Here is a 25,078-nt window from a genome sequence, read left to right as displayed (position 1 = left end):
TTATTGGCCTCCGTGTGAAATGTATTCACCATTTACTATACGACCTACCAGACGTTTTGCTCCGACTTGATAGCTTAAATCCGCAGGGCTTTCGATATCCCAGATAGAGAAGTCCGCATCAAACCCTACTTTGATTTCGCCACGTGAGTTTTGATAACCCAGAGCTTTGGCTGCATGTTGCGTTACACCACGCAGTGCTTCTTGCGGTGTAAGGCGAAATAGCGTGCACGCCATATTCAGCATGAGTGTGAGATCAGAAAATGGTGATGTACCTGGGTTGACGTCCGTAGCAATTGCCATCGGCACGTTATGCTCTCTCAACAACTCAATCGGTGGTAACTGAGTTTCTCTTAGAAAATAAAAAGCGCCAGGCAATAGAGTGGCGACGGTGTTTGATCGAGCAAGTGCTTTAACACCTTGCTCATCTAAAAACTCGATGTGATCCGCTGACAGACCGTTGTATTGCGCAGTGAGGGCTGTACCACCGAGATTAGAAAGTTGCTCAGTATGCCCTTTAACCTTTAAGCCGTGGCGTTTTGCAGCTACAAACACTTTTTCTGTTTGTTCAAGATTGAAACCAATCGATTCACAAAAAACATCGACACTCGTAGCTAATTCTTCCTTTGCGACAACAGGGATTATGTCCTGACAAATGTGCTCAATATAATCATCTGCACGACCTTGGAACTCTGGCGGAATGGCGTGAGCGGCGAGAAGTGTAGTGGTGATTTTAACTTTGCGCTCTTGTTCAAGCATTTTGGCTGCACGTAGCATTTTTATTTCATCATTCAGTGTCAATCCGTAGCCTGATTTCACTTCGACAGAAGTGACACCGCTCGCGAGTAGCCCGTCTAAACGTGGCAACGCTAACTCAACTAATTGCGCTTCGGTTGCTGAACGCGTCGCATGCACCGTTGAAAGTATCCCACCGCCTTGTTTGGAAATTTCTTGATATGGCACGCCGTTTAAGCGCATTTCAAATTCGTTGGCACGATTGCCCGCGTAAATAAGATGAGTGTGGCAGTCGATCAAACCTGGCAGAACTAACTTGCCTTGAAGGTCGATACTCTGAGCGTAATGTTGGGCAGACAGCAGAGACTCGGTTTGCGGTGCGTCTTCACCAATGGCACAAGTACTGATCGCAACGATTTTTCCAGATTTAATACCAATGCGCGCTGGAGGCGTTGGAAGGTATCCGCACTCTCCCGATTGCATGGTAACTAGACGTGCGTTTTCAATCAGCAAATCCATGTTTGTGTCCCTGTGTTTATTTGTATCATTAAATGTATATACAAATAAATAGAGCAAAATAAGAACACTGACAAGATTGATGTTGCTAAAATGTGATCAAAACGTAGATATAGAGGATAAATCTTGTCCTTAAATGAGCACTTTTGAGCTCAGCTTATATTTGTTACCAGGGTGATAAAGTAGGGCGGTACTGACTAACTTATCTTGGCTCCACGTTCTGCGATTCAAGAGAAGGCAAGGTTCATTGGCTTGCATTTTTAAGTCTTGCTTAATACGGCTTTCAGGCACAATTGCCTCTACAGTATGTTCTATTGCGCTGAGTGGGCAATTATCTGACAGGTATTGATTTGGAGTGATTTGTGTGAAGTCTTGATTTAAATAACTCGGGGCATATTGGCTATTCACCCAGCGGAGCTCCAATTGAATCGGCGTTTGGTCTTCATAGTGAATAATTTCACTGTAAAACACTGTCGTACCTAGCATAACGCCGAGTTTTGTCGCAATGTTGTCATCTGCTTTTATGGCAATCTGTTTGAGCACTTTACTGCCATACTTTCGCCCTCTATCGCTGACTTCTTCGGCAATGTTTCGAATGTCTAGCAGGGGAGATTCTGACTTTTCACCAGGATCACACACGAACGTGCCTAAGCGTGGGCGACGTTGTAATCGGCCCTCATTTACTAAATCCCGAATTGCTTTGTTCACTGTCATTCTACTGACACCAAATTGCTCGGTAAGCTCAAGCTCGGTGGCGATGCGATGACCAACTACCCACTCTCCAGCATCAATTTTATCCAGGATAAATTGTTTAATTTGAATGTAGAGTGGTGCAGACATAATGATCTCCCTTTATTTGACTATACAAATACTGCTTAATTTAGGTACAAATTGCAAACATTTCTCGACGAATGTACCGCTTAGTGACCGAGCAATCCTATTGAAGGGCCGAATGACTCTTGCTGCTGAGCATTATTTGGATTGATGATTGAATTCAAACATTTTCTTGTGGTCTATTGCTTGCACAGCAGAAAACAATTGTGTAAACAAACGATTATTAGAAGAAAAATCGCTAAAAAAGGAAAAGTATGTTTAAAAAATTGAAAGCATCACTGGGGATCGGCTCTGCAAAAGTAGATACCATTTTGGACGAAATGAGCGTGTTTCAAGGAGCGACGCTGAAAGGGCATGTTCATATCAAAGGCGGAGACGTCGAACAACAAATTGATGCTATTACGATTAAATTGAACACGGAAATGAAAGTCGAAGTGGATGATAGCGTAAGTTACCAAACCTTCACTATTGATCAATTGAAAGCAGTTGACCCTTTTGTGATTCAACCTAATGAAGAAAAGCAGGTTCCGTTTGAGCTAAAACTGCATGATGAAACGCCAATTACTGCGGTTAGCGCACTTAAGAATCAATGTCATGTTTGGGTCGAGACGACGTTAGATATTGATTTTGCGATTGACCCGCGTGACCGTGACTATATTGAAGTGAAACCACTACCAGTAGCATCTCGGGTTATTCAAGCGATCGAGCAAGCTGGCTTCACTATGGTTAAAGCCGATGTTGAAAAAGGCTTTTTGCGCGGTGGCTCGTTTGCCTCTCGCTCTGGTATTTATCAAGAGCTAGAGTTCCGTAACAGCGGCTTTATCTCATCAAAAGAAATTGAGCTCTCTTTTATTCTGGAAGGGCAGGTCATGCATTGTTTGGCAGAGATTGACCGTTCGCTCAGCTTGGCTGGTGACCAATATCGCTCGTTTACGTTGCCGATCAATGCAACCGATGCTCAAGTCGCTGCCGCAGTTGCACCAACGCTAAATCTATAGCTCTCATCAACTTGATGAAAATATGTACCGATATCCTATTGTGAAAGCGATATCGGTACTGTTATCCATGTTTCTTGCGTTCTCTACGGCTAAAAACTCAAGCGCTGAATTTTCCATTAGATATCGATAGCCTAACACCAGTTCATTAGAGGCATCAGCAAACTCTGTGGGCCCTTCTGTTGAGCCTTGATACCAATGATATTCCAACATCAGGTGATGGTTATCTTCTAAGGCATAACGGTACCCACCCGCAATGGCAATCGTATTATGTCGATAGGGCAGATCGAGCAAGGCACGGTCATCCGATCGAAAAGTCATGCCAATCATCGAATAAAATGCATGAGCATCACTTAAGTAGCTGTAGTTTAATTGGAAGCCTTGCTCGAAACTGCTACCTTGAAAAGTGCCGTGAGCCACATCGTTAAAATACAAACTGCCGCCAATCGATAGGCCGTGATGTTCATTTTGGAACACTTGATACTGTAAGTAAGTAGATAGGTTATTGGCCAGTGTTTGTCCTTCGAAATCATCTTCAAGCACATCATATTGCGGCATTGAAATGTAAAAACGATCTCTGTCTACTTTATCCCGCCCATTTTGTCCGATACCGAAAAGTTTATGGAAGCTTTTCGTCAGTCCATCTAAATGGTTGTCAGCGGCAAAGACCCATCGATAGTTGAGCTCCCACTGCCAACGATCGCTGACTTGCCATTTGTTGCCTAATTCGATTTGATTGTGGTAATAATCCAGTGCGTATTCATCAGTATGAGCCCAAACACTTGCCACGGTTCCTGAACCATAGGCTTCGACAAAACCAGAGGGCAGACTATGTCCTGAGCGCAGTATGTTAGTGTGACTAACCACTTGCATTGGGGATTGTGCGTAAGAACGCAGCGGGCCATATAAGTCATTTGATGCGAAGGCTTGTAAAGAACATATCGAGGTGCTTAGAAGCACCATAAAGCGCGATTTGAAATAGACCATGATGAATACCTACATACAAACTACTCTATAAAACAACTATATACCTAAATCGCACGTTGAGCTCTCGCCCAGCGTGTTAGGCTTTGTATCGGTTCACACGTAATAGGCGATATTGTAATTTGTTGTGTAAGTTCATTGAGGGGCAATTCCGTTTACAAGTTATGCGGTCTCTTAAAAAGCATGATCAGATTGTCGTGATGGGTCTGCGGTTAAGTTCTTATGACAAAACAAAATCGCGCTTTGCATTCTAAATGTGAGCTAGGTACAATCCCATTTTCGATAACGGTCCGGTATTCGTGTTACCGAGAGGCCTTTATTGACTCTCAACTATTTTCAACAAATAGCTTCTAATTTGAATAACATGTGTTGCTTGGTGTGCAACACCACTGTAAAGGACATAGCATGCCTATTATTACTCTTCCTGACGGCAGTCAGCGTCAATTTGACAACCCAGTTTCTACTATGGAAGTTGCGCAATCGATCGGTCCTGGTCTTGCAAAAGCAACTATCGCTGGTCGTGTAAACGGTAACCGCGTTGATGCGTGTGATCTAATTGAAGAAGACGCAAGCCTTGAAATCATCACAGTTAAAGATGAAGTAGACGGTCTAGAAATCGTTCGTCACTCTTGTGCTCACCTTCTTGGTCACGCTCTTAAGCAGCTTTACCCTCAAGCTAAAATGGCGATCGGTCCAACCATCGACAATGGCTTCTACTACGATATCGACCTAGACGAATCTCTAACGCAAGAAGATCTTGAAAAGATTGAAAAGCGTATGAAAGAGCTAGCGAAAACCAAGTACGAAGTGGTTAAGAAAAAAGTAAGCTGGCAGGAAGCGCGTGATACGTTTGAATCACGTGGCGAACCATACAAAGTGGAAATCCTAGACGAAAACGTATCTCGTGATGATCGTCCAGGCCTTTACCACCATGAAGAATACATCGACATGTGTCGTGGTCCTCACGTTCCTAACATGAGCTTCTGTCAACACTTCACTTTGCTGAATGTTGCAGGTGCTTACTGGCGTGGTAACAGCGACAACAAAATGCTTCAACGTATCTACGGTACGGCTTTCCACGACAAGAAAGCACTGAAAGCGCACCTAACTCGCCTAGAAGAAGCGGCGAAGCGTGATCACCGTAAGATTGGTAAGCAACTAGACCTATTCCACATGCAGCAAGAAGCACCGGGTATGGTGTTCTGGCATCACAATGGTTGGTCTATCTTCCGTGATCTAGAAGTATTCATCCGCGCTAAGCTAGATGAGTACGGTTACCAAGAAGTGAAAGGTCCACTTATGATGGACCGTGTTCTTTGGGAACGCTCTGGGCACTGGGACAAATACGCTGATGCAATGTTCACAACTTCTTCTGAGAACCGTGAATACGCGATTAAGCCAATGAACTGTCCAGGTCACGTACAGATCTTCAACCAAGGTCTAAAATCGTACCGCGACCTACCGCTACGTATGGCTGAGTTTGGCTCATGTCACCGTAACGAACCATCTGGTGCACTACACGGTATTATGCGTGTACGTGGCTTTACTCAGGATGACGCTCACATTTTCTGTACTGAGAGCCAAATTCAAGAAGAAGTAACAAACTGTATCAAGATGGTGTACGATACGTACCAAACATTTGGTTTCGACAACATCGTAGTGAAACTGTCTACTCGTCCAGAGAAACGTGTAGGTTCAGATGAAATCTGGGATCAATCTGAAGAAGCATTGAAGCAGTCTCTTGAATCGATGGATATCCCATACGAAATTCAAGAAGGCGAGGGTGCGTTCTACGGTCCTAAGATTGAATTCACACTATACGATTGTCTAGACCGTGCGTGGCAGTGTGGTACTGTCCAGCTAGACTTCAACCTACCAGGTCGCTTAGGTGCAACTTATGTAGGTGAAAACAATGAACGTCTTGTACCGGTAATGATTCACCGTGCGATTCTAGGTTCACTAGAGCGCTTCATCGGTATCCTTATCGAAGAATATGCTGGTTTCTTCCCAACTTGGTTGGCGCCAGAACAAGCAGTTCTTATGAACATTACTGATAAACAGTCAGGTTATGTTCAAGAAATAGTACAAAAACTACAAAAAAGTGGAATTAGAGCTAAAGCGGACTTGAGAAATGAGAAGATTGGCTTTAAAATCCGCGAACATACTTTGAAGCGTGTACCGTATATGCTTGTTGTTGGTGACCAAGAAATGGAAGCTGGCGAAATTGCAGTGCGTACTCGTAAAGGTAAAGATCTTGGTAAATTTAAAGTGGATGATTTTATTGCATACATCCAAGACGAGATCTCTAGCCGTAAGCTCAATCTGGAGGAATAAGCTATTAAAGGCGGAAGACGTGGCCAACAGCCGGTAAAACAAAACCCGCACCGTATCAACGGTGAAATTCGTGGTATTCGTGAAGTTCGACTAACAGGCGCTGACGGTGAATCAGTTGGTGTTGTATCGATTCAAGAAGCCATTGCAGCTGCTGAAGAAGCTGGTATGGATCTCGTTGAGATCAGTCCTAACGCCGAGCCACCTGTTTGTCGTGTGATGGACTATGGTAAGTTCCTCTTCGAGAAGAGCAAAACTGCTAAAGAGCAGAAGAAGAAGCAAAAGCAGGTCCAGATCAAGGAAGTAAAATTCCGTCCTGGAACTGATATTGGAGACTATCAGGTAAAACTACGCAACCTGACGCGTTTCCTTGAAGAAGGCAACAAAGTGAAAGTAACAATTCGCTTCCGTGGCCGAGAGATGGCACACCAAGACATCGGTGTTGACGTTCTAAATCGTCTTAAGGAAGATACTGCAGAAATCGCTGTAGTTGAATCTTTCCCTAAGAAGATTGAAGGTCGCCAGATGATCATGGTGCTAGCCCCTAAAAAGAAGTAATTAACGGCTCATCAAGTAATTAAAACCTAGCCGCTTTCCTTTATATAAAGGCATATGGCTGGGTTTTGTTCGCCCTAATTACGTTGTTTATTAAACCTACTCAATGCGGAGTTATTCATCATGCCTAAGATGAAAACCAACAAAGGTGCTGCTAAGCGTTTTAAGAAAACTGCTGGTGGTATTAAGTACAAGCACGCTACAAAACGTCACATCCTGACTAAGCGTACTACTAAGAACAAGCGTCAACTACGTCCGAATGCAATCCTTCCAAAATGTGAAGTGGCTGCAGTAATCCGTATGTTGCCATACGCTTAATTCTTTTTAGTTATCAATCGTTTAGTTTAGGAGAAGCATAATGCCTCGCGTAAAACGTGGTGTACAAGCTCGTGCACGTCATAAGAAAGTTCTAAAACAAGCTAAAGGTTACTACGGTGCGCGTTCACGTGTTTACCGCGTAGCTTTCCAAGCAGTTACTAAAGCTGGTCAATACGCTTACCGTGACCGTCGCGCTAAGAAACGTCAATTCCGTCAACTATGGATTGCACGTATCAATGCGGCATCTCGTCAAAATGGTCTATCTTACAGCCGTTTCATCAACGGTCTTAAGAAAGCATCTATCGAGATCGACCGTAAGATCCTTGCGGACATCGCAGTATTCGACAAAGCTGCATTTGCAGTTCTAGTTGAAAAAGCGAAAGCTGCTCTTTAATTAGCAGTTTAGGATTAAGAGAAGGAGAGCATTAGCTCTCCTTTTTTATTGCTAAAATTTATACCCAAATGACTTTTAGCTTGGCTATTTAGAGTATTGTTTATCAGTCTCCTCAAAATTTATTGGTTAGCATCTTATGTTAGTTATAAGGTAGCTTGGGTATAAATTTTTACGTTTATAAGGGATTAAAAATGATCTACACAACGACCGAAAGCATTCCTGGCAAGCAGATCTCTGAAATCAGAGGGGTTGTAACTGGTAATGTTGTTCAATCAAAACATATTGGCCGTGACCTCATGGCGGGTATCAAGAGCATTGTTGGCGGCGAAATTCGTGGTTACACGGAAATGATGACCGACGCGCGTGATATTGCTATACAGCGCATGGTGGCGGACGCTGAGTCTAAAGGTGCCGATGCAATTGTAGGGATTCGATTTACCACAAGCTCAATCGTAGATGGTTCTTCGGAAATTTTGGCATTTGGTACTGCGGTGAAATTAGCGGACTAGTCTACTTGAATAACATTGCAAAAATGCCAATAGAGAGCGGTGAATTATTATGCATTTACCGTTCTGTTCCTTTTAGGTTAATTATTCTAGATTTTTGTAGAGCGAATGGATTTATATTCTCAACTTTACGTTACTATTAAAATTAATCACGACAATTTAGAGTGATTGCTTTACCTTTATTTTGCATATTATTTTATATCTATAATGAAATTGAATTCATATTGAATTTTTTATTTGTTGTGTGAATTCTCCTTTCAGTATATTAATTCATGTTTTTCTTATAAAAATATGAACTTATACCTTGCCAAGCGGTTCTAAATTGTTACAAATACTATACAGCTGTAACATTGCCAAAAGGAATTGTAGATGAGAGATCTGACTCCCGAATACTTGCTAGCCGCATTACGCCAAGCGATTAAAACAAAAGGGCTAACATATCGAGAGCTATCTGAGAAAATGGGTATGCCACTGTCTACCTTTAAGAGACATCTTACAAGCACGAATCTCGCTTTAGATAAGTTGCTGGAATATTGTAGAGCGGTTGATTGCACGTTAGATGAACTACAAAAGCTCGCAAATCAATTGCAAGGTGAAGACGAGGATTACTTTAGTCGTACGCAGGATGAGGTATTCTTTCAATTCCCTCACCTTTACGACTTTTATCGTGAATTGAGAATGTTACGAGGTAAAGACGGCTATTCTATTTTAAAGAAAAAGTATGACTTGTCTGAGCAGAGCATGTCCGATTACTTAAAAGCATTAGAGTTGTTGGATCTCGTTTACGTTGATGAAGATAAAAATATAACGCTGCACGGACCTTTATATTATAGCTATGCAGAGAACTCCAAGCTCAACGACAAATATACCGAAATCATAAAAGAGCAGACGACTACCCACGATAAGTGTGTTCGCGTTGCTTTGGCGCGTATGAAAATTACCGAAGAACAGCTTTTGTTACTGGAAGATCAAGTCGCAAAGACCGTCATCGATTTTCATTCCAAAAATGTTGTAGCAGAGAACTTTAATGTCTCTGATTTTACTAATATTGTTCTACTTGCTGGGCCACATCAGCCAGTCACATTCTCTGACGGCATTATTGAGACAGAGGGGCGATTTATTGATGATATTCGTTATGCCATCGCAGCTGCAGGTGATAAGCCAAGCCTATCTATATAGATTTTGAGCCTTTTTTGAAGAGAGTTTCTGAAAGGGCGTTGCAAAAGAAAAAGCCTAAGACAGCAAATACTTTGTAAGTAGGGCATTCAGCGGTGTTTGCTCTTAATTCAGACTTAAAGTGTGTTGGGCTTATTTCGAATAATACCTGTTCAGCATCTACTTTCGTTATTTTTAACATGCTGATTTCCTTCGTTGTTCCTCCCAAAGCCTCTCTCGCTTCCTCTACAAAGAAACCATTCTCGTTGAACCAAGCATCCTGTAGCTACTTGGGTATGCATAATTGGTAGCTATTTATCTTCTAATTATAAATTCATACTTGAAATGTTTGTTTTTTGATCTATTATGACGAAGTGTCATTTATGACGGCTCGTCAACTTTAGTTGCGTTCCTGTATTAAAGAATCGTGTTACAATTATTGGGAGTGTGTTGGTATACGGATCAAAGGATTATGTTTAACTTTCGCTGTAAAAAATATAGCAAGCAAGACGGATGTCGTGTGTCTTCAGGGCTAACAAAAAAGCAACAGGCGATTGCTGATCGTGAGATAGAGCTTATTCAATTGGCTAAGTCTTTAGTTCAAGAGCAAGGCTTTGCCAACTTAACGATGGACAAGCTTACAGCGTCAAGCCCTTATTCTAAAGGGACGATCTACAATCATTTTTGCAGCAAAGAAGATGTGATTCTTGCGCTTTGTATTCATTCGCTGAAAAGCGAAGCAATATTTTTCGAACGTACCGCCAAATTTAATGGCAATACCAGAGAAAAAATTATTGCGATGCATGTAGGTTATCGTATTTACGCTCGTATGGAGCCAGTACTATCAACCTGTGCGATTGTTGCAAAGACGCCTTGGGTTCTAGAGAAGGCTTCACCTAAACGTGTGAATGAACTGAATAACTTGGAAGAACAAGTAATAGATGGTGCTGATGCGCTGGTGAACAATGCGGTAGAATGTGGTGATCTTAAGTTTTCTCCCGCAATTGGTTCTGATGCTATTGTATTCGCCAACTGGTCTATTGCCTTCGGTTCAAACGCTTTGGCGCAAAATGCATCGAACAGTCGATGTATTCAGCGAATTCAAGACCCATTCTCAGTGCTGCACAACGCGAATATGTTACTTGATGGTTTAGGTTGGTCGCCTTTATCTACAGAATGGGACTACCGTAAAACCTGGCGTCGAGTGGAGCAGGAGTTATTTAGTGAAGAGCTTGCTTATTTAGAGTCAGTGAATCGCTAATAAACTGGAAAGGTCAATCTGACGTTATGGTTGGCTTTTTTATCGCACTATTGTGACGAATCGTCATTAAATCTCGAAGGTTGGCGTTCAGCCAATGATCACGAGAAGCATAGGAAGTTACTAAAAACTAACTTATGTAGCCAAATTCATTCGATCTAAAGTTTGCATGTCGAGTTTGTCTGGTTATTTACAGCATTTGCTGTTTTTTTAGTTTTTAAATTTGACGAAACGTCACAAAAGGAGAGTGTGATGCCACATCACAACGTTCAACAATACGCCCGTTCAGGGTGTGGTAAGCTACCAACGAATTACAGTGTATTGGTGATGCTTGCTACCGTTTTATTGATTGTCATAGCAACTATTGGAGGAAAAAATCTTTACTTTAGAGGAGATTACGACATCTTCTTTGATGGAACAAATGAGCAGTTACTTGCGTTTGATGAAATTCAAACCACCTTTGCAAAATCTGACAGTCTTGCTTTGGTTATAGCGCCAAAGAGCGGCACTGTTTTTACTCCTAGTACATTATCTCTTATTCAGCAGATCACTGACGAGGCGTGGCAAGTTCCATACTCCACCCGCGTTGATTCCCTCGCCAACTACCAGCATACCGAAGCGTTTGAAGATGATCTTCTTGTCGAAGACTTACTGTATAGCGAATATGAATTGACACCTCAACGAATAGAGAAAGTCAAAAGTATTGCGTTGAGTGAGCCGGTTTTGAAAAGTTCACTGATTTCTGAAAAAGGAGATGTCACGGTCGTAAACGTTACGGTCCAACTCCCTGAAATAGATAAAACTGCTGAAGTACAAGAGGTGGTTGCTTACATAAACGGAATGATTGAACGTTATCAGCAAGTGTACCCAGACACGGAATTCCACAAGGCTGGTATTATTGCAATGAACTACGCATTTATGACCGCAGCCCAAGATGATAGCGCAACATTAGTGCCTACTATGTTACTAGTGATATTGGTGTTTCTGACCATCATGTTGCGCTCATTGCTTAGCGTCATCGCGACGCTCATCGTTATTATCGGCTCGGTTATGGTGACAATGGGCTTGTCAGGATGGGCTGGTATGTTCTTAAGCACGGCGACCGTTAATGTGCCTACCTTGGTGATGACGCTTGCCGTCGCAGACTGTGTACACATCATCGCGACAATGCGTCAGTCTATGCAAAACGGCTTTAGTAAAGCCCACTCTATTGAGCGAAGTATTGCGCTCAATTTCATACCTATCTTGATTACCTCCATTACCACCGCGATCGGCTTTTTAATGATGAATATGTCGGATTCTCCAATCCTGAGAGATTTCGGCAACCTATCAGCCCTTGGCGTCATGGTTGCTTGTTTCCTTTCCATCACGTTACTTCCCGCCTTGCTTAATATCCTTCCGGTTACGGTGAAGTCGGATACTTCTGATGAAAGAAAGCACTTTATGGATCATTTAGGAGATTTCGTGGTGTCAAAGCGACATGCGTTATTGCCGTTGTCGGTGCTTGTTATTGTCGCGAGTGCGAGCTTGATTCCGCTGAACAAAGTCAATGATGAATCCGTCGAGTACTTTGGCCATAGCAATGAATTTCGCCGAGCGGCTGATTTTATGGAAGAGCGAATCAGTGGCATGGCGAACATCAGTATCGCGATAAAAACTAACGAATCGCAGGGCATTGCCGATCCTAATTTTCTCAATTCCGTGGGTAAATTTACTGACTGGCTAAGGTTGCAGCCAGAAACGGACCATGTTGCGACCTTGAGCGATGTTTATAAGCGCCTAAACAAGAACATGCATGGAGATGATCAGGCTTATTACTCGCTCCCTCAAGACAGAGAATTAGCGGCTCAATATCTGCTGCTTTATGAAATGTCACTACCGTATGGTTTAGATTTGAACAACCAAATCAATGTAGATAAGTCGTCGATCAAGATGGTTCTCACCGTGGAGAACTTGGGCAGCGTCGAGCTTGTTGATTTGGAAAATCGCATTTACCAATGGTTTAACGAAAACGCGCCTCAATATGATGTTGTTGCGTCTAGTCCTTCATTGATGTTTGCGCATATTGGTGAAACGAATATGGCCAGCATGCTGTCAACCTTGCCCATTACTCTTGTCTTAATCTCTGCATTACTGATCTTTGCCTTGCGTTCGTTCAAGCTTGGCTTAATTAGTCTTGTCCCGAATATTGCTCCTGCGCTTATTGGTTTTGGTATTTGGGCGCTGGTTTCTGGCGAGATTAACTTGGGATTGTCTGTCGTTGTGACATTAACGCTTGGTGTTGTTGTCGATGACGCCGTTCACTTTCTTTCTAAATATCAACACGCTCGTAAAGATGGCCACAGTGCGGAGCAAGCGGTTCGCTACGCCTTTCGCACCGTGGGGCGCGCGCTTTGGATTACGACGGTCGTGCTTGTTGCTGGTTTCTCTGTTCTGGCGATGTCGAGCTTCCGCTTAAATGCCGATATGGGACAGTTGAGTGCCATTGTTATCTTCATTGCTCTTGTTGTGGATTTCATCTTTCTACCGACTCTACTGATGTTGTTTGACAAAGGCGTTTACGACGAGGTAGAGCGCCGAAATAAGCTTAAATCAACTGACTCTCAAACCAAGACTGTTACTCAGTCATAACGAATTAAAGGATTGAACATGAATTTAGTAAAAAATGCCTTAAAAGTATCAGTACTTTCTGTCTCGCTTATTATGAGTCATGCGGTGTTGGCGGATGAAGCCAAAGGACTAGAAATTGCCCAAGAGCGCAAAGCCCGTGATGGAGGGTGGGGGGATTCTGTTGCTACGATGCAAATGATTCTGCGAAACGCGCAAGGAGAAAGCAGCACACGTTTAATGCGCTTACAATCACTTGAAGTTGATGGCGATGGTGACAAAGGGCTCACGATATTTGATGAACCGAGAGATGTAAAAGGCACGGCGTTTCTCAACCATTCTCATACGGTGGGTGCCGATGACCAATGGCTTTACCTTCCTGCACTGAAACGTGTGAAACGTATTTCCTCGCGTAACAAATCAGGTCCTTTTATGGGCAGTGAATTCGCGTATGAGGATCTCAGTTCCTTTGAGATTGAAAAATACCGTTTCAACTACCTAAAAGATGACAGCATAAACGGGCAAGATGTTTTCGTCGTAGAGCAAATTCCGACCGATAAGAACTCAGGTTATACCAAGCAAACGGTGTGGTTAGATAAAGCGCATTATCGTCCACTTAAAGTTGAGTTTTACGACCGCAAAGGCTCTTTGTTAAAAACGCTTTCTTTTTCCGATTACAAGCAATATCTCAACCAATATTGGCGAGCGCACACTATGGCGATGACAAACCATCAAACAGGAAAAAGTACTGAGCTAACGACTAGCGAAATGCGTTTTAACACTGGATTACAAGACAATGACTTTCATAAGAATGTGTTGAAGCGAGTGAGGTAGTGGAGGAAAAATGAAGCGATTAAATGCTGGGTTGTTGCTTAGTGCAGCAGCCTTTTTTTACTCGATGCCTCTGACTGCCGTCGAGCTCGCAGGACAAGTCAATATTGAGCATCGTCAGTTTTTTAAAACGGGCTCTCAGGGTCAGAGCAAAGCGCAAACGTCATTGGTTTTGCAGCCAGAATTTTACTGGGAGATGCAAAATGGTGATGCAAACTTTACTTTCACACCTTTCTATCGTCTGGATGGTCTAGACGATGAGCGAAGTCATGGTGACATACGAGAGGCACTTTATCTGACTTATTGGGATGATTATGAGCTTCGAGTTGGGATTAGTAAGGTCTTTTGGGGAGTGACTGAATCAGCCCATTTAGTTGATGTAGTAAACCAAACAGATGCCATTGAAGCTGTCGATGGTGAAGATAAACTCGGTCAGCCGATGTTACATTTTACCTCTTTCAAAGACTGGGGCACCGTCCACGCAATGTTGTTACCTTACTTTAGGGAACGAACGTTTGCGGGTACAGATGGCCGCTTGCGAACCGAACCCGTTGTCTCTGATGATGCTATCTATGAATCAAGCAGAGAAGAGAAGCACGTAGATGTGGCTTTTCGATATTCGAAAATGCTTGGCGATTGGGACGTAGGCCTAAGCTATTTATATGGAACAAACCGGGATCCCTACTTTCGTTTTGAGTACGGAGAATTAAAGCCTTACTACGCTCTGATGAGTCATGTCGGTCTCGATGTGCAAGGAATTGTTGGCGATTGGTTATGGAAACTAGAAAGTGTTTATCGAGATAGCGCTGATAATCATGTCGGTCTTGTGACGGGTTTTGAGTATACCTTCGTCGGTGCATTTGACACGGTTTGGGATGTGGGAGTTATTGGTGAGTACCTCTATGACAGTCGAGGGAACAACGCACAAACTATCGGTCAAAATGATGTGTTTGCAGGTATTCGTTGGGCGCTCAATGATGAGGACGGAACGGAAGTATTGACGGGAATCACGAAGGATTTAGATAACGCTGATGTTTACAATGCTAAGTTAGAGGCGTCGAGCCGAATATCGAATCACGTTAAGTGGCAAATTGATGCTTGGTTGTTTAAAAATGAAACACCAAATGATTTGCTCTACTTTGCTAGAGATGACGATTTTATCGAGCTATCTATTCAATACTATTTCTAAAACAAAAGGGCACAACTAAACGGCAGATTAACTAAAGATGACATTTTTGACGTTTTTGTGCTCTTTTTATTCAATAACCTCTTCTTTTCGTAATTCAATTTGGCATTGGTGCCCGGTTTGGCTACTATGTACAGCTATCAAAAAACCAATCACTCCCTTATGGACACTACCTACAGGTAGATGAGGAAACGATGCAACATCTAGAAGAGATCATTGCTAGCGCGAGCACTGCAATTGAAGCTGCCGAATCGCTAGTCGCACTTGATGAAGTGCGTGTTCAGTATCTGGGTAAAAAAGGTGAGCTAACTGCTCAACTTCAAAGCCTAGGCAAACTACCACCAGAAGAACGCCGTGAAGCTGGTCAAGAGATCAACAAAGCGAAAGGCGTAGTTCAGCAAGCTATCGCAGCTCGTAAAGATGCACTACAACGTGCTGAGCTTGAAGCGAAACTAGCAGCAGAAACAATCGACGTAACACTACCAGGTCGTCGTATTGAAAACGGTGGTTTACACCCAGTAACTCGTACTGTAGAGCGTATTGAGAAGTTCTTTGGCGAACTCGGTTTTAACACCGAGGCAGGCCCAGAGATCGAAGATGCATTCCACAACTTCGATGCGCTAAACATCGCAGCTGATCACCCAGCGCGTACTGACCACGATACTTTCTTCTTCAACCCAGACTTGATGCTTCGTACTCATACGTCAGGAGTACAGATCCGTACGATGGAAAATGGTAAACCACCATTCCGTTTCATCGCACCAGGCCGTGTATACCGTAACGACTACGACCAAACGCACACGCCAATGTTCCACCAAGTGGAAGGCATGCTGGTTGATGAGAACGTAAACTTTGCTCAGCTGAAAGGCATCCTGCACGATTTCCTATGTAACTTCTTCGAAGAAGAAGTAGAAGTACGTTTCCGTCCATCTTACTTCCCATTCACTGAGCCTTCAGCTGAAGTAGACGTGAAAGGCAAAAACGGTAAATGGTTAGAAGTACTAGGCTGCGGTATGGTTCACCCGAACGTGCTACGTAGCGTAGGTATCGATCCTGAAAAATACTCTGGTTTCGCATTCGGTATGGGTGTTGAGCGTCTAACAATGCTTCGTTACGGCGTGAACGACCTACGTGCGTTCTTCGAGAACGATCTTCGTTTCCTAAAACAGTTCAAGTAATCCAGAGGGTTCATCAACATGAAATTCAGCGAATCATGGCTTCGTGAGTGGGTAAACCCTGCGGTTACTACTGACGAGCTAACTCACCAAATTACAATGGCCGGTCTAGAGGTAGACGACGTTCTTCCTGTTGCAGGTTCTTTTACTGGCGTTAAAGTCGGTCACGTTGTTGAATGTGGTCAACACCCAGATGCAGACAAACTGCGCGTAACTAAAGTTGACGTGGGTGAAGAAGAGCTTCTAGACATTGTTTGTGGCGCACCTAACTGTCGCCAAGGTCTGAAAGTAGCAGTAGCAACAGTTGGTGCTGTTCTTCCAGGTGATTTCAAAATCAAAAAAGCGAAACTACGTGGCCAGCCATCTCACGGCATGCTTTGTTCATTCACTGAACTAGGTATCGACGTTGAGTCAGACGGTATCATGGAACTAGCAGAAGACGCAGTAGTCGGTACCGATTTCCGTGAATTCCTAGGTCTAGACGACGTAACAGTAGACGTAGACCTAACGGCAAACCGCGCTGACTGTTTCAGCATTCGTGGTCTAGCTCGTGAAGTTGGCGTACTAAACCGTGCTGACGTGACAGAGCCATTAGTAGAAGCAGTTGCCCCTTCAATCGACGATAAAGTGTCTATCGAAGTGAAAGCTCCTGCTGCGTGTCCTCGTTACCTAGGTCGTGTTATTAAGAACGTAAACGTTCAAGCTGAAACACCACTATGGATGCAAGAGAAACTGCGTCGTTGTGGTATTCGCTCTATCGACCCTGTAGTAGACATCACTAACTACGTTCTTCTAGAGCAAGGCCAACCAATGCACGCATTCGATCTAGCGAAGATCGAAGGTGGCATCGTAGTTCGTATGGCTGAGCAAGGTGAGAAGCTAACGCTTCTTGACGGCAACGAAGCAGAACTAAACGCAGATACACTAGTAGTTGCTGACCACAACAAAGCACTTGCAATCGCAGGTATCTTTGGTGGTGAAGAGTCTGGTGTAACAACTGAGACTAAAGACGTTCTACTAGAGTGTGCATTCTTTGCACCTGACCACATCCGTGGCCGCGCACGTAGCTACGGTCTTCACACTGATTCTTCAATGCGTTTCGAGCGTGGTGTGGATTACGCACTACAAGTGAGCGCAATGGAGCGTGCAACACAGCTTCTTGTTGAAATTTGTGGTGGTGAAGTAGCACCTGTTGTAGCTGTAGAATCTGAAGCAGACCTACCTAAGCCAAACAAAGTTGCACTACGTCGCACGAAACTAGACAACCTACTAGGTCACCATATCGCTGATGCTGATGTAGTAGAAATCCTAGAGCGCCTAGGTTTGACTGTTGAAGCTTCAGAAGAAGGTTGGGTGGCAGTAGCGCCAACATGGCGTTTCGATATCGCTATCGAGCAAGATCTGATTGAAGAAGTTGGCCGTATCTACGGTTACGACAACATTCCTAACCAAAACCCAGCAGCAGCACTTAAGATGCACAACCACGTTGAAGCGGATCTTCCACTGAAACGCGTTCGTGATCTTCTTGTTGACCGTGGTTACCACGAAGCAATCACATACAGCTTCGTTGAGCCTGAGCAGCAAAAGCTAGTTGTACCTGGTGTTGAGCCTCTAGTACTTCCAAACCCAATTTCTGCAGACATGTCAGCAATGCGTCTTGGTCTTATCCAAGGTCTGCTGAACACGGTTGTTCACAACCAGAAGCGTCAACAGCCACGCGTTCGTCTATTCGAATACGGCCTACGTTTCATCCCATGTGAATCTGCAGAAAACGGCATGCGCCAAGAGCCTATGCTAGCGGGTGTTATCGCTGGTACTCGCGGTGAAGAACATTGGGATATCGAAACTAACACGGTTGATTTCTTCGACCTTAAAGGCGATCTAGAAGCGATTCTAGAGCTATCTGCGAACGAAAAAGCGTACTCTTTCGCTGCACTGTCACCTGAAAGCAAAAAAGCTAACCCAGCACTTCACCCAGGTCAATCTGCGGCAATCATCGTAGATGGCAAAGAAGTGGGCGTGATCGGTACCGTTCACCCTGAGCTTGAGCGTAAGTTCGGTCTAAATGGTCGTACTATCGTATTCGAAATCGAATGGTCTGCAATTAACAGCAAAGTGATCCCAGAAGCGGTAGCACTTTCTAAATTCCCTTCAAACCGTCGTGATATCGCGGTAGTAGTGGATGAAGCTGTTGCATCTGGTGACATTGTTAACGCTTGTCTAGAGCAAGGTGGCGAGTTCCTTAAAGATGCAAAACTGTTCGACGTTTACGTAGGTAAAGGCGTTGAAGAAGGTAAGAAGAGCCTAGCAATCGCTCTGACTCTACAGTCACTTGAGCGTACGCTTGAAGATGCAGATATCGCTGGTGCGGTTGACGCTATCGTTGCTCACGTTTCTGAGAAGTTTGGTGCGTCTCTACGTGACTAATCTCGCGTAACGTATCTTCTTAAGAAATGAAAACCCTGCCAGTTTGGCAGGGTTTTTTTATTTTTAGGATTACCTTATCGTTGTTCAAGTTCCTTACTGCTCGCACCACCCCTCATTATTTTAAAATACTAGACCAAACTAGGGATGGCCCTTACCCGAGATTAGGAACGTATTGTTTTTCAGCTAATACACGCTAACGATAGCTTATTGGCGGTTAGGCAGCGAGTGAGAGGGTATAGCTAAGCAGAAGAGGCAGCGTAAGAATGCTGAAAAAGTTGCCAAATAGTACCATTGACGCCACCTTCATGGGTTCTATATTCAGTCTTTCCGCAAATAGGTAATTCATGACGGCTGGCGGCAGCATTGTGAAGAGCACCATCATTTGCAATTGCATCGTTGGAAGGGGAATTAACCAATAAATAAGTGCAAAAGCGACAGCACCAGTTGCCAGTGACTGCACGGTACACAACACACCAATCTTTAAACCGTCCAACCGTAAATGACACATTTGTGCCCCCAGAGATAAAAGCATCACGGGTACGGCCGCTTGCCCAAGTAGAGCAGTGGCTTCGTATAAAGGCGCCCATGCACCCACATTTGACACGTTGAGAAACAGAGCCAACGACGCTGCTAAAAAGATTGGCATCTTGACTATTTGCTTAAAAGGGTTGCCATGACTAAGCAGCATTACGCCTAAGCTGATATGCAAGCATGCTGACACGACAAATAAAAGCACTGCTGACGACAGCGCAATTTCTCCAAACGTATAGGTAAACAAAGGAATAGCTAGATTTCCGCTATTCCGAAACATATGTGGTGGCGCCCAGGTTTTAAACGAGAGTGACGTCCATCGACATACCGGGATCATGAGTAGTGCGGGAATTAAAACCGCAACAATTGCCGCCAAAAGAAGCGGCCCCTGATTTGAATCGAGCGGCATGCTAACGAGTGACGAAAATACCAGTGCTGGCGTAAAAACCTCAATATTAATGCGGTTTATTGGGCGAAAGTCAGGCTTGATGTAACGACCGACCAAATAGCCAACTCCGACAAGAGCAAAAACAGGGAAAAGAATATTTATGATTTGATTAATCATGGTCGCCTAGAAGCAGTGTAAGAAGCTAATGAGGAAATACACGAACTTCCACATTATCAATCTTTATATATGGCGTCATCGTTAAACAGCGAGAAGCGTGGGTTTAATCAAGCTTTCAAAGCACAGTTGCAAAGTACAGGTGGTCATACCTTTTAATCTAATTGTTACGTATCGAGTTACATACAAATCACTGAATTTACGACAAGTTCTATGTCAAGTGTCTGTTAAATAACCAATATCTGATATTTTTATTAAATAGTGTTTAATGTTGATATTTAAACTACTTTTAGTTTTATAATCTGGATGTTTTTCCTGATAAAGATGAAACAAAAACAAAAATATCAAATTTCTGGCGTTTAACAATAATTTACGTAGTGCTATTCCTTTTGTTCGCCAAGAAAAAAGTTGGCGAAAATCATAAGCTTGTCATACACTTCCTGATGTAACCCCGATATGTTGTTGAATTGGTAGGGTAAAACTGCTCTGGCGCTACACTAACGTAGCATTGTTTAACATAGCTTTGAGGAAAGTTTTATGGCGCTCACAAAAGCCGAACTGGCAGAAAACCTGTTTGATAAATTAGGATTTAGTAAGCGGGACGCCAAGGAAACGGTGGAAGTGTTCTTTGAAGAGATTCGTAAGGCACTGGAAAGTGGCGAACAGGTAAAACTGTCAGGTTTTGGTAACTTTGATCTTCGTGACAAGAATGAACGACCTGGTCGTAACCCGAAAACTGGTGAAGATATTCCAATTACTGCTCGACGTGTAGTGACTTTTCGCCCGGGTCAGAAGTTAAAAGCTCGTGTAGAAAACCTGAAGAAAGTACAGTAAGCCGAATAAATGGATCACGCTAAGGCGTGGTCTTTTTTTGCGTAAAATTCGTGTGCATACAAATGAAAACCACCGCAATGCGGTGGTTTTTCTGTTTATGAGAGACGCTTAATGATATCGGTTACGCCGCTTCTAGATGCGTTGTTAAGTATGGTTGCCATGCTTGTTGGTACAAGTTCTTAGACTGTGTACGCATGTTGCGAATAGAGGCAAGCTCTATTTCGCTTAGCTCACGTTTTTCCAACATCGCTTGACGTTCTAGTTTCTGGATTTTTTCGTATAGGTCGTGTTCGGGACCGCTTTTTACATCTGCGATTGCTTTCAAGTGCAGTTGAACTTCGGCTACTAGGTTTGTTTTTGGTAAACGAACGAGCAAGTTCAAGTCTCTATATCCTGAAGGGCCAGGTTTTTTGAATCGATTTTTTACTTTCACAATAGTTGTTTCACGCTCTAACGTTTCATAAATGGAGACTAAGCTCGCGACGTCTTCAGCTACAATCGTTGCACGTGCTAGGTCAGTAATACGTTCAACTTTCCCATCTAACTCTAAAGCTATCTTTTCTTCTGCTCGTTGTTTGGATTTCACGCCTGCGAAGTATGGCTGAGCGTCATTAAGAAGTGCGGTACTCTTACAGATAGTTTCAAGTTCAAATTGTGCTTGGTGAGCTTTGCTGTAAAGGATGTCGAAGTCAGAATATGGCTGAGTTGGTGTGGTGTCGATTGACTGAATGCCATATAAACCGCTAAGGCTGTGTTTAAAAAGTTTCGAACAAACTTCGTTTTGGCTGGTTGAACGATTTTGTTCGCCACTAGGTGCAGGGGTAATTGGAAGTGCGGCAAATGCCGGTGCACGGCTAAGTACCAAAAGCATCAATGCTGTAGTACGAAGAAATAAGCTCATTCACTCTCCTTAACTTGCTTGTACTTAGAAAATAGGGAACATAAAGGTCGCTAAGTTCGGCAAATCAGGTACTAACTTATAAATGGGGCCATTACGAAAGATTCCAAGGTTTCAGTTTTATCTTGAAGTAGAATCGTGCGTTAGATCACCATTTCTCTTTTCTTTATTCTGATTATCAGATAAAGGCGCGTCTCCTATGAGACCGATTACATCCTATCACCGCAGTATTAACCAAAGATGAACGGCATAGACAAATTGAAAAAAAACGTTAGTCTTACCTCTCAAAATGAAGACAGCCGACAAGTAGAAAGTAAAATGAGAGACCAAGAATTTTGGCATAACAAATGGGCCAGCAATCAAATCGGATTTCACTTGGAAGATGTAAACCCGCTATTACCAGTATATTGGAAACACACTAATCCAAAGCGTGAAGATAAAGTGTTAGTTCCTTTATGTGGAAAGTCAGAAGACTTGATTTGGCTAGCGATGAAGCATGATTCGGTTGAAGGTGTTGAGCTAAGCCATATTGCTGTGCGTGCCTTTTTTGCTGAACATTTTTACACGCCAACGGTAACGCCTCTTAATGGCATGCACGAGCTTTATCAATTTGATGAGCTCTCTATTTATACTGGGGACTTTTTCACTGCACCAGTATCTCAAGCCGATATCATTTATGATCGCGCCGCGTTGGTTGCTTTACCGCAAGATATGCGAGAGGAGTATGTAGAGCGTCTCAAGCAACTGCTGAACCCAGGCGGTCGTATTTTGCTTGTCACACTCAACTATCCTCAAGAAGAGATGGCGGGGCCTCCATTTAGCGTGCCGGTCGAAGAGATAGAGCAGTTATTTTCAGGTTACAAAGTTACTTGTTTGAACGTAGATGAAGCTGACGAGAATCATCCTAAAATTGCGAAAAAAGGCTTAAGTCGCTTCTCTGAAGAAGTGTACTTAATCGAGAGTGAATAGGCTCTCTTCGGTTTGGAACACGAAATAGCGCAGCAATTTGAGCTGCGCTATTTTTGTATGAGTGGTTCGTATTTAATAAATGATATTCACTTTTGAAGCACTTTCAACAGCATCTTGAACGGCTTCTTCGGTGGTTTTTCGTCGCGTAAGGACAACACCTAAACGGCGGCGACCATCGATTTCTGGCTTACCGAATAGACGAACTTGTGTTTGAGGTTGAGCTAAAGCTTTGCTTAGGTTTTCAAAGCGAATGTTTGTGGAAGTCCCTTGTCCAAGAATAACAGCAGACGCAGATGGGCCATATTGCACAATATTATTAATTGGCATTCCGGTAAACGCGCGCACGTGGAGAGCAAACTCAGACATTTCCTGCGAAATCATTGTAACCATACCCGTATCGTGAGGGCGAGGAGAGACCTCATTGAAAATGACTTTATCGCCTTTAACAAACAGCTCTACACCAAAGATGCCGTAGCCACCGAGCGCGTTTACCACTTTCTCAGCCGTGTATTCAGCTGCTTTTACTGCGTTTTCTGACATAGTTTGCGGTTGCCATGATTCGCGGTAGTCGCCATCTTCCTGACGATGACCAATTGGAGCACAGAAATGCACACCGTCAACGGCTCTGATGGTCAATAAAGTGATTTCGTAATCGAAGTCGATAAAACCTTCCACGATAACGCGACCTGCACCCGTACGCCCGCCTTCCTGAGCGTAATCCCATGCTTTTGTAACGTCGTCTTCGGTCTTGATAACACTTTGCCCTTTACCTGAAGAGCTCATCACAGGCTTCACCACGCACGGAATACCCACATGCTCAACCGCGGCTTTGAAGTCTTCAAAGTTATCTGCAAAACGATAAGGTGAAGTCGTCAATTCCAGTTCTTCTGCTGCCAAACGTCGGATACCTTCACGATTCATTGTTAGCCTGGTTGCCTTAGCGGTTGGAACAACATTCAGTCCTTTTTCTTCAAGCTCTACCAGTTTGCCGGTTGCGATGGCTTCAATTTCTGGTACGACGTAAGTAGGTTGTTCCTTCGTAATAACTTCTTCTAAGGCGTTCCCATCTAACATGTCGATAACATAACTACGGTGAGCGACTTGCATCGCTGGAGCATTGGCATAGCGATCACAAGCAATCACTTCTAAACCAAGTCTCTGGCATTCAATGGCGACTTCTTTACCGAGTTCGCCAGAGCCTAAAAGTAATACACGGGTAGCATTTGCGCTAGTTGCAGTGCCAAACATAGTGTTCCCTTACAAAATAGAGTGATGAGACAGAAATTGCAGGAGATCATACTGAAGTTTTATGACAAAGCAAACGTTTGCTTTTGGTTTTTAGGTAATAAAAAAGCTCTACATGTTGTAGAGCTTTTTGTTGAATTTGTCGTTTATACGTTGACAAAACTAAGCGGAATATCTGGATTCAACGCTTCCAACGTTGATTGCGTATCGGCTAAGTGACTGATCTTACCTTCAGAGTTTTCTACCAATGCAGCGGCTTTGATGCTGTCAAAGGTTTCACCCGCAAGTAAAACTTGGATTAGCGCAACTTGTAGCGGTGGCAAGCTAGGATTAAACGCTGCATTTTCTGCATAAGCGCCTTGGAATACACGGCCGCTAGTCATCTCTAATGCTAAACCACTCAAGTTGTTGGTGTATGGAGAGTGGCTCATGTTCATCGCTTCAACTGCACTTTGGATGAGTGCGTCTTCATCATCACATGAGAATTGGTGTTTAACTTCTGCCATTAAGCCGGACTCGATACCGAGATCGTTTGGTCCAAAGGCTTCAGGCAGGTATTCATGAAGTGACTTTTCTTCACGTTCTGGGAGCTGGATTTTAAGCTCGTTTGCGGTAGATAACTCATTCATGAACTGGCGGCAGTGACCACATGGGCTGAAGTTGATAGTGATATCCTTAACACCACGTTCGCCTTTCATCCAAGCATGGCTAATCGCAGACTGCTCTGCGTGAACCGTTTGACCCAACTGTACACCAAAGAATTCCATGTTGGCACCGAAGTAAAGGCGACCTGAAAGACCACGAACGATAGCGCCGACATAAAAGCCAGAAAGGGGAGCATAGGAGTACGCTGCGGCAAAAGGAAGTAGCGCAACACGAAGCTCTTTGTCTGATAGACCGGTAGCTGAAAGCAACTGCTCAAATTGTTGAACTGAAAGCGTAGCATCAAAATCATCAGCTTGGATGATAGGAGCAAGTTGTTTGGAAAGTGCTTCTGGAGCGCCTGCTAGCGCCTGTTCAATGCGACTTTTCATGTTGAATCCTTGTTATTGCATGGACAGTTATTCTATGTGAAAGATAGAAATGTTCCGTGCGTTAGATCACGATAAATAATGCAATTGATAATTCTGTTACATAATTAGAGTGAGCTCACACATGTATTCGATTGCACAGGTGTGAAGCGTTATCTCCGTCTCACAATTAACCATATCAGTATATATTCATATGACCAAGGA

General features: G+C 43.5%; 23 protein-coding genes. 15 read left to right on the top strand and 8 right to left on the bottom strand.

What is annotated here, in order from left to right; translation table 11 throughout:
• Together hutI and hutC are read right to left on the bottom strand one after the other, a co-directional pair.
• Complete coding sequence (gene hutI, locus R7Q46_RS05385; RefSeq protein WP_054576441.1) at positions 1-1,251, bottom strand: imidazolonepropionase; 1,251 nt, start codon at positions 1,249-1,251, stop codon at positions 1-3.
• A 129-nt stretch (positions 1,252-1,380) separates the two neighbouring features.
• The gene (gene hutC / locus R7Q46_RS05380; protein ID WP_318077364.1) at positions 1,381-2,088 is read right to left on the bottom strand and encodes a histidine utilization repressor; all 708 of its coding nucleotides are present in this window, start codon (positions 2,086-2,088) and stop codon (positions 1,381-1,383) included.
• A 248-nt stretch (positions 2,089-2,336) separates the two neighbouring features.
• Here hutC and R7Q46_RS05375 point away from each other — a divergent pair, with 248 nt between their 5' ends.
• Positions 2,337-3,080 carry a sporulation protein gene (locus R7Q46_RS05375; RefSeq protein WP_017821818.1) on the top strand — a complete coding sequence of 248 codons (744 nt, stop codon included), beginning with the start codon at positions 2,337-2,339 and terminating at the stop codon, positions 3,078-3,080.
• 6 nt (positions 3,081-3,086) lie between these two features.
• On the opposite strand, the gene R7Q46_RS05370 is transcribed toward R7Q46_RS05375, so the two are convergent.
• On the bottom strand, positions 3,087-4,064 hold the full coding sequence (locus tag R7Q46_RS05370) for a DUF3187 family protein (protein WP_213874418.1): 978 nt from the start codon (positions 4,062-4,064) through the stop codon (positions 3,087-3,089).
• 402 nt (positions 4,065-4,466) lie between these two features.
• Here R7Q46_RS05370 and thrS point away from each other — a divergent pair, with 402 nt between their 5' ends.
• The 6 genes from thrS to R7Q46_RS05340 all read left to right on the top strand — a co-directional run bounded on the left by thrS (position 4,467) and on the right by R7Q46_RS05340 (position 9,344).
• Entirely contained in the window at positions 4,467-6,395 is a 1,929-nt protein-coding gene (gene thrS, locus R7Q46_RS05365; RefSeq protein ID WP_005395892.1) for a threonine--tRNA ligase, read from the top strand.
• Positions 6,396-6,398: 3 nt separating this feature from the next.
• Positions 6,399-6,950 carry a translation initiation factor IF-3 gene (gene infC, locus R7Q46_RS05360; RefSeq protein ID WP_080276913.1) on the top strand — a complete coding sequence of 184 codons (552 nt, stop codon included), beginning with the start codon at positions 6,399-6,401 and terminating at the stop codon, positions 6,948-6,950.
• Between the two features lie 120 nt (positions 6,951-7,070).
• A complete protein-coding gene (gene rpmI / locus R7Q46_RS05355; protein WP_005377932.1) occupies positions 7,071-7,265 on the top strand; it encodes a 50S ribosomal protein L35 in 195 nt (64 codons plus the stop codon).
• 40 nt (positions 7,266-7,305) lie between these two features.
• Positions 7,306-7,659, top strand: coding sequence for a 50S ribosomal protein L20 (rplT, locus tag R7Q46_RS05350; RefSeq protein WP_004727974.1), 354 nt, complete (start codon positions 7,306-7,308; stop codon positions 7,657-7,659).
• A 191-nt stretch (positions 7,660-7,850) separates the two neighbouring features.
• Entirely contained in the window at positions 7,851-8,168 is a 318-nt protein-coding gene (locus R7Q46_RS05345; RefSeq protein ID WP_005377919.1) for a heavy metal-binding domain-containing protein, read from the top strand.
• A 366-nt stretch (positions 8,169-8,534) separates the two neighbouring features.
• Positions 8,535-9,344, top strand: a complete 810-nt coding sequence (locus R7Q46_RS05340) for a helix-turn-helix domain-containing protein (protein ID WP_005385480.1) — start codon at positions 8,535-8,537, stop codon at positions 9,342-9,344.
• Here R7Q46_RS05340 and R7Q46_RS05335 read toward each other — a convergent pair.
• Positions 9,337-9,522, bottom strand: coding sequence for a hypothetical protein (locus tag R7Q46_RS05335; protein WP_031780965.1), 186 nt, complete (start codon positions 9,520-9,522; stop codon positions 9,337-9,339). The two genes, R7Q46_RS05340 and R7Q46_RS05335, sit on opposite strands and share 8 nt — an antisense overlap.
• A 270-nt stretch (positions 9,523-9,792) precedes the next feature.
• Here R7Q46_RS05335 and R7Q46_RS05330 point away from each other — a divergent pair, with 270 nt between their 5' ends.
• From R7Q46_RS05330 to pheT, 6 genes are all read left to right on the top strand, one after another.
• Entirely contained in the window at positions 9,793-10,581 is a 789-nt protein-coding gene (locus tag R7Q46_RS05330; protein ID WP_005377913.1) for a TetR/AcrR family transcriptional regulator, read from the top strand.
• A 249-nt stretch (positions 10,582-10,830) separates the two neighbouring features.
• The gene (locus R7Q46_RS05325) at positions 10,831-13,209 is read left to right on the top strand and encodes an efflux RND transporter permease subunit (RefSeq protein ID WP_318077363.1); all 2,379 of its coding nucleotides are present in this window, start codon (positions 10,831-10,833) and stop codon (positions 13,207-13,209) included.
• Between the two features lie 18 nt (positions 13,210-13,227).
• A complete protein-coding gene (locus tag R7Q46_RS05320; RefSeq protein WP_064353838.1) occupies positions 13,228-14,019 on the top strand; it encodes an outer membrane lipoprotein-sorting protein in 792 nt (263 codons plus the stop codon).
• Positions 14,020-14,029: 10 nt separating this feature from the next.
• Positions 14,030-15,205, top strand: a complete 1,176-nt coding sequence (locus R7Q46_RS05315; protein WP_213898280.1) for a hypothetical protein — start codon at positions 14,030-14,032, stop codon at positions 15,203-15,205.
• 191 nt (positions 15,206-15,396) lie between these two features.
• A complete protein-coding gene (pheS, locus tag R7Q46_RS05310; protein ID WP_005385470.1) occupies positions 15,397-16,380 on the top strand; it encodes a phenylalanine--tRNA ligase subunit alpha in 984 nt (327 codons plus the stop codon).
• An 18-nt stretch (positions 16,381-16,398) separates the two neighbouring features.
• The gene (gene pheT, locus R7Q46_RS05305; RefSeq protein ID WP_053303165.1) at positions 16,399-18,804 is read left to right on the top strand and encodes a phenylalanine--tRNA ligase subunit beta; all 2,406 of its coding nucleotides are present in this window, start codon (positions 16,399-16,401) and stop codon (positions 18,802-18,804) included.
• A gap of 214 nt (positions 18,805-19,018) precedes the next feature.
• Here the strand turns inward: pheT and R7Q46_RS05300 are convergent, their stop codons facing one another.
• A complete protein-coding gene (locus R7Q46_RS05300; protein ID WP_005377901.1) occupies positions 19,019-19,900 on the bottom strand; it encodes an AEC family transporter in 882 nt (293 codons plus the stop codon).
• A gap of 534 nt (positions 19,901-20,434) precedes the next feature.
• Between R7Q46_RS05300 and ihfA the strand changes: the two genes are divergently transcribed.
• Entirely contained in the window at positions 20,435-20,731 is a 297-nt protein-coding gene (ihfA, locus tag R7Q46_RS05295; RefSeq protein WP_005377899.1) for an integration host factor subunit alpha, read from the top strand.
• A 121-nt stretch (positions 20,732-20,852) separates the two neighbouring features.
• Here the strand turns inward: ihfA and R7Q46_RS05290 are convergent, their stop codons facing one another.
• The gene (locus tag R7Q46_RS05290; RefSeq protein WP_025766820.1) at positions 20,853-21,632 is read right to left on the bottom strand and encodes a phosphoribosylglycinamide formyltransferase; all 780 of its coding nucleotides are present in this window, start codon (positions 21,630-21,632) and stop codon (positions 20,853-20,855) included.
• A 315-nt stretch (positions 21,633-21,947) separates the two neighbouring features.
• Here R7Q46_RS05290 and R7Q46_RS05285 point away from each other — a divergent pair, with 315 nt between their 5' ends.
• On the top strand, positions 21,948-22,598 hold the full coding sequence (locus tag R7Q46_RS05285; protein WP_021707633.1) for a thiopurine S-methyltransferase: 651 nt from the start codon (positions 21,948-21,950) through the stop codon (positions 22,596-22,598).
• Between the two features lie 72 nt (positions 22,599-22,670).
• Here the strand turns inward: R7Q46_RS05285 and purT are convergent, their stop codons facing one another.
• Complete coding sequence (purT, locus tag R7Q46_RS05280; RefSeq protein ID WP_017633939.1) at positions 22,671-23,846, bottom strand: formate-dependent phosphoribosylglycinamide formyltransferase; 1,176 nt, start codon at positions 23,844-23,846, stop codon at positions 22,671-22,673.
• 143 nt (positions 23,847-23,989) lie between these two features.
• Positions 23,990-24,877, bottom strand: a complete 888-nt coding sequence (gene cdd, locus R7Q46_RS05275; protein ID WP_213871591.1) for a cytidine deaminase — start codon at positions 24,875-24,877, stop codon at positions 23,990-23,992.
• Between the last annotated feature and the right edge of the window lie 201 nt (positions 24,878-25,078).

The sequence above is a fragment of the Vibrio sp. 811 genome (assembly GCF_033339195.1).
Note: the sequence above shows the minus strand (reverse complement) of the source record. Positions and strands in the feature narration are given on the sequence as shown.